The sequence below is a fragment of the Micromonospora sp. CPCC 206171 genome (assembly GCF_036906755.1).
GTDB classification, from domain to species: Bacteria; Actinomycetota; Actinomycetes; order Mycobacteriales; family Micromonosporaceae; genus Micromonospora; species Micromonospora purpureochromogenes.
The window spans coordinates 35,923-43,914 of record NZ_JBAKHT010000040.1 but is presented as its reverse complement, the minus strand read 5'-3'; the positions used below and the strand labels follow the sequence as shown (position 1 = coordinate 43,914).

6 protein-coding genes and 3 pseudogenes are annotated in these 7,992 nt (G+C 73.4%); 4 read left to right on the top strand and 5 right to left on the bottom strand.

Features of this window, described 5'->3' with window-relative positions:
- Window positions 1-291, bottom strand: a pseudogene (locus V6U89_RS28405) (hypothetical protein); the annotation flags it as partial.
- A 1,039-nt stretch (window positions 292-1,330) separates the two neighbouring features.
- Here V6U89_RS28405 and V6U89_RS28400 point away from each other — a divergent pair.
- The gene (locus V6U89_RS28400) at window positions 1,331-2,959 is read left to right on the top strand and encodes an alkaline phosphatase D family protein (protein WP_334575877.1); all 1,629 of its coding nucleotides are present in this window, start codon (window positions 1,331-1,333) and stop codon (window positions 2,957-2,959) included.
- Between the two features lie 78 nt (window positions 2,960-3,037).
- Here V6U89_RS28400 and V6U89_RS30315 read toward each other — a convergent pair.
- From V6U89_RS30315 to V6U89_RS28385, 4 genes and pseudogenes are all read right to left on the bottom strand, one after another.
- Window positions 3,038-3,469: pseudogene (locus V6U89_RS30315) on the bottom strand (hypothetical protein); the annotation flags it as partial.
- A gap of 81 nt (window positions 3,470-3,550) precedes the next feature.
- Window positions 3,551-3,730 (bottom strand): annotated as a pseudogene (locus V6U89_RS30310) (hypothetical protein); the annotation flags it as partial.
- Between the two features lie 229 nt (window positions 3,731-3,959).
- Window positions 3,960-5,069 (bottom strand): DUF3626 domain-containing protein, encoded by a 1,110-nt coding sequence (locus V6U89_RS28390; RefSeq protein ID WP_334575872.1) that lies wholly within the window; start codon window positions 5,067-5,069, stop codon window positions 3,960-3,962.
- 54 nt (window positions 5,070-5,123) lie between these two features.
- Window positions 5,124-5,588, bottom strand: a complete 465-nt coding sequence (locus V6U89_RS28385; RefSeq protein ID WP_334575868.1) for a VOC family protein — start codon at window positions 5,586-5,588, stop codon at window positions 5,124-5,126.
- Window positions 5,589-5,760: 172 nt separating this feature from the next.
- Here V6U89_RS28385 and V6U89_RS28380 point away from each other — a divergent pair, with 172 nt between their 5' ends.
- Genes V6U89_RS28380 through tsaA form a run of 3 tightly spaced genes read left to right on the top strand, consistent with a single transcriptional unit; the run spans window position 5,761 to window position 7,975 of the window.
- Window positions 5,761-6,618, top strand: coding sequence for an MEDS domain-containing protein (locus V6U89_RS28380; RefSeq protein ID WP_334575864.1), 858 nt, complete (start codon window positions 5,761-5,763; stop codon window positions 6,616-6,618).
- Window positions 6,615-7,565: a sensor histidine kinase gene (locus V6U89_RS28375; RefSeq protein ID WP_334575860.1), complete on the top strand. Its 951-nt coding sequence runs from the start codon at window positions 6,615-6,617 to the stop codon at window positions 7,563-7,565. The genes V6U89_RS28380 and V6U89_RS28375 overlap by 4 nt, the downstream gene beginning before the upstream one ends.
- Window positions 7,562-7,975 (top strand): tRNA (N6-threonylcarbamoyladenosine(37)-N6)-methyltransferase TrmO, encoded by a 414-nt coding sequence (gene tsaA, locus V6U89_RS28370; RefSeq protein ID WP_334575856.1) that lies wholly within the window; start codon window positions 7,562-7,564, stop codon window positions 7,973-7,975. Before V6U89_RS28375 ends, tsaA begins: the two co-directional genes overlap by 4 nt.
- Window positions 7,976-7,992: the final 17 nt, after the last annotated feature.

The following is a 7,992-nucleotide window of genomic DNA, read 5'->3' as shown; positions in this document are numbered from 1 at the left end:
GATGGCGACCACGGCGGCCCGCTCGTCCATGCCCGACTTCTTCGTCGCGGCGATGATCGCCTTCACGTTGGCGGTCTGCTCGCTGTCCAGGGTGATGCGGGACTGCTTGCCCTGCACACCGTGCGGGATCAGCTTGCCCTTGTCCGGCTTGTCGGCCTGCACCACGGCGACGGCCTTGGCGTCCACCGCCGGAGCGGCGTGGGCCTCGGTGACCGGGCCGGCGAAGACGCCACCGGCGAAGGCCAGACCAGCGATACCCAGCACGCTCTTCCGCAGAATGGTGGTGTTCATCAGGATGGCTCCATTCGGGGGTCGGCACCCGGCTCGATGGGGGTCGAGCGGGTGCAAGCACCACGACGGCGCTCAAAGAATTCAAGGGGGAAAGTCTTCGCCCGGCAGGCTTCACGAGCGGGGGGCTCGGCGCCGGGTCCATGTGTAACGACCGCCGGCCCACCATCATTCCCGGGGGCCCGGCACCCCGGGCCGCCCACTCGATGGGGCCAGGCCAGCGGGTGCTGCCGCGATCGTCCAGGTGATGTAACGACCTGCGGCCCGTCATCATTCCGGGCCAGGCACCCCGCGCGGCCATCAGGCTGAGCGTGCGGGGGTGCTGCTGCGATCGTCAGGTGATGTAACGACCCCGGCCCGGCCACCATTCCACCGCCAGGCTGTCCCGAGCACCGGACTTCGGGAACGATCCTCGCAAAACCGGACCCCATGCGACCCGAAATACCGGACGGGCGGGGCGGCGAGGGTCGGCACCGTATCGGCGTGCGATGGGGCGTGACGCGGACATCCGGCACAGACCCCGGCGGATCGGCCGAGGATTCACGGCGGCGCTGGACGAGCCGCCGCCACGTCATCCGGACAGACCACCGAGCACACACCCGTGTCCTTCGGGCGCGTTTCTTGTCGCTGGGACGACAACAGATGCACCCGCAGTTCGGGGGCCACACCACTCAGGGCGCCGACCACCGCCGCGATGAGCGCGGCGCGAGCCGTGGCCACCGTCCGGGATCCGGGCGGAGGGCACAGGCGTTCCGACCGCCTGCATGCAGGCCGCCGCACCCCCGAGGAGCGGAACACCATGGCGTGTCTCCAGAGGTGGGAGACAGCCGCCACGTTCACGGGTCGGCAACGGAGGGTGCGGCCGGCGGCGGACACACCGTGCAGCCGATCTGTCCGTGCCAGCAGGAACAAGGATTGCCCACAGAGGACGCCGTTAACAAAGTGCTCGTCGGCCGGGAAAGCGAAACACAATGGAAGGACTGGCGAACAGTCACCTCGGGGGGCAGCGGGAACACGGTGGGTACCGGTAAACACATAGACCATGACCAACACCCTCGACCGCCGTACCCTCCTGCGAATGGCCGGCGCATCCGCCGGCACGGCCGTCCTCGCCGGCGCCACCCTTGCCGGCGCCGGTGCCGCCAACGCCGCTGGTGGCGCCTTCCTGCACGGCGTCGCCTCGGGCGATCCGCTGCCGGACGGCATCCTGCTCTGGACCCGGATCAGCCCGACCCCCGACGCGACGCCCGGCTCCGGCGTCGGCCCCGATGTGGAGGTGAGCTGGCAGGTCGCCACCGACCCCGACTTCGTCACGGTGGCCGCACAGGGTCAACTGACGACCGGCCCCGCCCGCGACCACACGGTGAAGGTGGCGGTCTCCGGTCTGGCGCCGGCGACGACGTACTGGTACCGGTTCGGGTACGCCGGCGGATGGTCGCCGACGGGCCGGACCATGACCGCCCCGCCCACCGACGCGGCCATCGACCGGTTGCGCATGGGCGTGGTGTCCTGCGCGAACTGGGAGGCCGGCTACTTCGCGGCGTACCGGCGGCTGGCCGACCGGGGCGACCTGAACCTGGTGGTGCACCTCGGCGACTACCTGTACGAGTACGGCACCGGCCAGTTCGACGCGGCGGGCACGGTGGTGCGCAAGGTGGAGCCGGCGCACGAGGTGCTGACCCTGGCGGACTACCGGATCCGGCACGGGCTCTACAAGTCCGACCCGGACCTGGTGGCGCTGCACGCCGCGCTTCCCTGGGTGATCACCTGGGACGACCACGAGGTGGCCAACGACGCCTGGTCGGGCGGGGCGGAGAACCACACCCCGTCCACGGAGGGCGCCTGGGCGGACCGGGTGGCCGCGGCGCGGCGGGCGTACCAGGAGTGGATGCCGGTGCGGATGGGCGAGGACGGCGCGATCTACCGGCGGTTCCGGTACGGGCAGCTCGCCGAGCTGTCCATGCTGGACCTGCGGACGTACCGCTCGCAGCAGGCCTCGGGCACGGCGGTGGACGACCCGGCTCGCACCATCACCGGCGACGCCCAGATGACCTGGCTCAAGGCCGGTCTGGCCGCGTCGACGGCGCGCTGGAAGCTGGTGGGCAACCCGGTGATGATGGCGCGGGTCGACGTCGGCTCGCTGCCGGCGTGGCTGCTCGGTCCGCTCGGCACGCTGCTCGGCATCCCGCAGAACGGCGCGGTGCTCAACGCCGACCAGTGGGACGGCTACAACGCCGACCGCAACGAGCTGGTCGACCACCTGCGGGCGACCGGGACCCGCGACGTCGTCTTCCTCACCGGTGACATCCACACCTCGTGGGCGAACGAGGTGACCACCAGGTCGACGGGGTTGTCCAACCCGGCCGCGGCGGAGTTCGTGGTGCCGTCGGTGACCAGCGACAACGTCAACGACTTCCTCAAGCTGCCGGCCGGCAATCCGCTGAGCGCCCTCGGTGCCGGGCTGATCCGGTCGACGAATCCGCACGTCAGGTGGACGGAGCTCGACGGGCACGGGTACGGCGTGCTGGAGGTGACGCCGCAGCACTGCCGGATGGACTGGTACCACCTGGCCGACCGGACCCGGGCCGGCAGCGCGAGCCGGTGGGTGGCCGGGTTCTCGGTGGGCGCGGGGTCGGCGAAGCTGCGCCGGGAGACCGCCCCGACGCTCTGAGCCGGGGTACGCCCGCGAAACGACGACCGGCCGGCCCCCGTGACGGGGACCGGCCGGTCGTGCTGCTCGTTCAGGAGGTCACCAGAGCTGCTGGACGATGTCCGCGGCCTGCTCCTCCCACTGCGCGTACGCGTACGGGAAGGCCGAGATCTGGACGGTCTGTGCCGCGGTGGTCAGCGGCAGGTCCTCCCAGCCGTGCACGTTCTTCAGTGCCTCGAAGAACGCCCGCGACGAGTACTCGGGGTCGGTGATCTCCTCCGGCGTACCCCAACCCGACGACGGGCGCTGCTGGAACAGCCCCTGCGAGTCGTGGTCGTTGTACGCGCCGAGGTGCCCCAGGTTGTAGAGCTTCGACTCCTGCAGCGAGGTGGCGATGCCGATCACCGCGCCGCGCTCCCCCACGCCGGTCTTCTTGGCCGTCTTGACGATGGCCTTGGCGTTGGCGAGCTGTTCGTCGTCCAGCGGGATGCGGGACTGCGCGCCCTCCACGCCGTGCGGGATGAGCTTGTCCTTGCCCGGCTTGCCGGTCGGGACCTTGCCGGTCGCGCTGCCGGTGGTCAGGCCCGACTCGACCGTGGCGCCCTGCCGGCTCTTGCCGGTGGCGAGGTCGATGGCGGCCACGGCCCCGGCGTGCGGTCCGCTGGTGACGGGGGCGGCCACAGCGGCGGGTCCGAATGCCAGGCCGCCGAGACAGGCGACGCCGGCGACCTTCAGTGCGGTGCTGCGGTTCTTCGCGATGGCGGGGAGCCATCGAGTGAAGTCGGCCTTCACGATGGTTGCCCTTTCCTCGTGTCGACGCGCTCGCTCAGTGAGCGCCCCTCGGGGGAACTACCTGGCCCACCGGGGTTTGCGTGCCGGCGGTACGGGGGACACAACCAGGTTCATCTGTCGGGCATTCCGGAAATGGCGGGGCCCCGGGGGGCTGCGGCGTGGGTCACCCCGAGGGTCGGACGGCTGGGGCGGAACCGGACGACAGGCGCGGGGCACGCCGGACCGGATTTCAGGCGCGGGGCGCGCCGAACCGGACGAGGACGTGCCAGAGCTGCTTGAGGTGCTGGAGGGTGTCGGCGGTCGGTCCCCGGTCCGCCCAGCGTTGCGGCTCGCGGACCACCGAGGCCGCCGCCCGGCCGATCAGCGCGGCGTCGACCGGCGCCCCCGGCGTACCGAACTCGGCGTGCACCCGGGCGGCCAGCACCGGGATGGCCGGTCCCCGGAAGTCCGGGTCGACGTCCTCGACGGGCAGCGCGAAGCCGGAGTGGAAGAGCAGCTCGATGCCGCACCGGTGGGCGATCCGGGCCAGTACGCGCCCGGTGTCCGTGTCCCGGAACGAGGGGTCGACGACGATGGCCTCGACGTCCCGAGCCAGTTCGACGGCGCCGTGGACCTGCGCCTCGACGTAGTCGTCCAGGGCGCGGCCGGCGGACCCGGGCGCCCACGCCTGCCGCTCCCGCCGGCGCAGCAGCGTCGCGACGAGGCGCCCGGTGTCCATGCCGGCGATGCCCAGGCTGACACCGGTGCCGGCGGTCGCCTCCAGCAGGGCGGCCAGCACCGGCTCGGCGACGTCGACCGTGCCGAAGTCCTTCGGCCCCAGGTGGCTGTCACCGAAGCAGAGCGTGGTCCGGGCCAGCACCTCGGGACGCAGCCGCAGGTGGCAGGAGCCGAAGCGGGGGCAGGCGCCGTCAGGGTGGTCGAGCAGGTTCAACCCGCCGTAGACCGGTCGCTCGGCGGGGCGTACGCCGGGGGCCTGGTACGCAGCGCCGAACATCGCCTCCTCCCAGCGGTCCCGGTCCCCGCCCGGGTACGCCGTGAGCCCGCCGTTGGAGATGCCGGTGACGAACTGGCTGCGGTAGCTCCCCTCCTCGGCGAGCACCTCGGCCACGGTGCGGCCGTCGGCGATCAGCCGGTCGGGGTGGAAGTTGACGGTCAGCCCTCCCCCGGCGGTGATCGCGGCGATCAACTGCTCGGGGTGGTGGCCGGCGCCGGACCCGGCGAGGTGCCGGGCGATGGTGGCCAGCGCGGCCGAGCGGTCCGGCAGCGCGACGGTGCGGACGTGGCGCAGCGCGGCGGACTGCGCCGGGGTGAGGACGACGGGGCGGGTGGCAGCCGGCATGGGCAGCAGTATCGGCGGCGGCCCGCGACCCGTCGACCGGTTTCGGGGCCGGTGTCAGCGCTCGCGATCGGTGCCGAAGCCGTCGAGGGTGGCGCGGTCGTCGAGCTCCCGCAGCTCCTGGAAGAGGGTGAGCTGCAACCCGGCCGGCGCGTCGAGGCGTGAGTTGAGCGAGTGCCAGGGCGTCTCGGTGGGCGGGGCGAGCTCGGTCGCGCCGGCGGCCACCAGCCGGGCGGTGGCGGCCGGCGCGTCGTCCACCTCGAACGCCACCCGGATCTTCGGAGCCACCTGCCGGCCCACCTCGACCTCGTCGATCATGCGCTTCTGGGCCGGGTTGGCGATCTCGAGGGTGGCCCGGCCGGCGTCGAGGATCACCACGCGGGCGTCGCCGGCACCGGAGAACGCGGCCTGCTCCGGCAGGCCCAGGGCGTCGCGGAAGAAGGCGACCGCGGCGTCGTAGTCCTCGGCCTCCACCACCAGACGCAGCTGTCGTACGGTCGGCGTTCGGTCGTCGGTGCTCACCCGGCCGATCCTAGAACCGCGGCTCCCGGTGGTCCGCCGGGCCCCGCTCTGTGGACGGTCCACCGAGGACCGACACGGGCAGGTTCGAGGGGGCGGACCGGCGGGCATCGGGCGTTCGGCGGTGCCCGGGCGCGGGCTAGAGTAAGGGCGCGGCGACCGGAAGGCGATGAGGGTGACGGCAAGCGCGGTGGTCGACCAGCTCCACCTGGGTGATCACGTCTGCTGGGTGGACGACGACGAGACCGGCAGCCTGCACGCCGCCGGCCGGTTCGTCGCCAGCGGTCTCGGCCTCGGTCACAAGGTCGTCTGGTTCACCGACGGGGTCTCCCCGGCCGCCGTCCGGGCCCACCTCGACGGCGCCGGCGTGCCCACGGAGGCCGCGCTGGCCGGCGGCCAGCTGCGAATCGCCCCGGCGGTGGAGACCTACACCGCCGGGGGTCGGTTCACCCCCGACGAGATGATCGGCAACCTCACCACCGAGATCCTGCGGGCCCGCCGCGAGGACCGGGCGGGGGTACGCGTCGTCGGCGACATGGGCTGGGCGATCCGCCAGGGCGTCTCCGTCGCCGACCTGGTCCGGTACGAGGCCGAGGTCAACCGGCTCTTCCTCGACGGCGAGGCCGCCGCGATGTGCCTGTACGACCGGCGGCTCTTCCCCGCCGAGTACCTGCTGCCGGCCACCGCCGCCCATCCCGCCACCGTGGGGCGCAACGCCGGCCGGGCCTGGGCGCCGATGCTGCGGGCGCACCGGACCCGGGAACCGCACGGACTGCGGCTGGTGGGCGAGGTCGATCAGAGCAACCGGGGGGCCTTCGCCGCCATGCTCGAGCACGTCGCCGGTCCGGGCACCAACCAGCGGACGGCGGTGCTCGACGTCTCCGAACTGCGCTTCGCCGACGTCGGCGCCGCGAGTGCGCTGGCCCGCGTCCGCCGCAACGCGCCCTCCCAGGTACGCCTGGTCGGCTGCCGCCCGGCGTTGACACGACTGCTCGACCTGGTCGACGGCGCCGACCCGGAGCCGCCGACGTGACGGCCACGGAGGCGACCGGGCCGAGACCGGGGCTGGTCCACGAGGGAGCGTTCTACCGGGACGCCGCGGAGTTGCTGGCGCTGACGGTGCCCTTCGTCCGGGACGGCCTGACCGGCGGGGAAGCGGTGCTGGTGGCCGCCCCGGAGGACCGGCTGGCGCTGATCCGGGCCGCCGTCGGCGCGGACGACGACCGGATCCGGTACGCCGACCTGACCGTGCAGGGGCGCAATCCGGGGCGGATCATCCCGTGGGTGTTGCAGGCCTTCGTCGACCGGCATCCCGACCGTCGCGTGCGGATCGTCGGCGAGCCGGTGTGGGCGGAGCGCACCGAGCTGGAACAGCCGGCCTGCGCGCAGCACGACGCCTTGGTCAACGTGGCGTTCGCCGAGCGGGGCGTCGCGATCCTCTGCCCGTACGACGTGTCGCGCCTCGCCCCCGCAGTGCTCGCGGACGCCCACCGCACCCACCCGGTGCTGGTCGACGGGGCCGGCCGGCGGCCCAGCCCCACCTTCGCGCCGGAGCAGGTCGTCGCCGGGCACAACAAGCCGCTGCCGGTCCCGGCCGAACCGGTCGCCGTGCTGCGCTACGAGCTCGACACGCTGGCCGACGTGCGGCGCTTCGTCACCGGGCACGCGCAGGCCGCCGACCTGGACCCGGACCGGGTGGCCGACCTGCAGATCGCGGTGACCGAGCTGGCCACCAACAGCATCGCCCACGCCGGTGGTGGCGGTGTGCTCCACGTGTGGCGCACCGGTGAACACCTGGTGTGCGAGATCCACGACGGCGGCTGGCTGACCGATCCGCTGGCCGGCCGGCTGGCGCCCCGGCACGACGGCATCGGCGGGCGTGGCCTGGTCATCGTGCAGGCGCTCTGCGACCTGCTGCTGGTGCACACGACCCCGGCCGGCACCACCGTACGGCTGCACCTGCGCCTGGCGGCCGCGTGAGCGGGGCGTACGAGCTGCGGCCGGTCGGGCGGGTGGAGTCCCCGCTGACCGAGGCGGATCTGGCGCCGAAGCAGGGGGACGAGGGCGCGCCGGAGGCGTGGCTGGTCTTCTCCCCCGCGGTCGGCGCGGGCCTGCGCGACCTGCGGCCGGGCGCCGAGGTGCTGGTGCTGACCTGGCTGGACCGGGCCCGGCGGGACGTCCTCACGGTGCATCCGCGGGGCGACCGGAGCCGGCCGGAGACCGGGGTGTTCAACACCCGCTCCCCGCACCGGCCCAACCCGATCGGCCTGCACCGGGTGCGGGTGCTGGCGGTCGACGGTTTGCGGGTGCGGGTCGCCGACCTGGAGGCCCTGGACGGCACGCCGGTGCTGGACGTCAAGCCGGTGCTGGTGGGGCCCGGGGAACGCTGAGCCGGCCCGGCGCCGGC

What these genes read in the sequence shown, in the direction of transcription:
- V6U89_RS28390 (WP_334575872.1), bottom strand. Translation starts at nt 5,069, where the DNA reads ATGCCGGCTGCCACCCGCCCCGTCGTCCTCACCCCGGCGCAGTCCGCC.
- V6U89_RS28400 (WP_334575877.1), top strand. Translation starts at nt 1,331, where the DNA reads ATGACCAACACCCTCGACCGCCGTACCCTCCTGCGAATGGCCGGCGCA.